Origin of the sequence: Mesorhizobium sp. M4B.F.Ca.ET.203.01.1.1 (assembly GCF_004791025.1) — a bacterium.
In the GTDB taxonomy this organism is placed as follows: domain Bacteria; phylum Pseudomonadota; class Alphaproteobacteria; order Rhizobiales; family Rhizobiaceae; genus Mesorhizobium; species Mesorhizobium abyssinicae.
In genome coordinates this window covers 1-375 of record NZ_SRUO01000103.1, presented here as the reverse complement: position 1 = coordinate 375, position 375 = coordinate 1, and the positions used below count along the sequence as shown (strand labels likewise).

Annotated in this window: 1 pseudogene; it reads left to right on the top strand. The window is 70.4% G+C overall.

Annotation, left to right across the window (positions count from 1 at the left end):
* Positions 1 to 375, top strand: a pseudogene (locus tag EN846_RS33835) (hypothetical protein); the annotation flags it as partial.

Below are 375 nucleotides of genomic sequence, written 5' to 3'. Positions count from 1 at the left end.
TGAGCCGGGCGCTGAACGAATCGGCGGCCGACCTCGGGGGCCTGCAGGGCGTGCTCGACGATCTGTCGCGCCAGTACGACTCGCTGCTGCAACAGCAGTCGCGTGTCAGTTCCGAACTGCAGGATGGCCTGATGCGCGCGCGCATGGTGCCGTTCGACGGCCTGGTGCCGCGCCTGCGTCGCGTGGTCCGGCAGTCCGGCATGGACACCGGCAAGCAGGTGCACCTGACCCTGGAAGGCACCCACGGCGAACTGGACCGCAACGTGCTGGATCGCATGGTCGCGCCGCTGGAGCACATGCTGCGCAACTCCGTGGCCCACGGCCTGGAAGCGCCCGAGCAGCGTCGCGCCGCCGGCAAGCCGGAAGAGGGCGAGG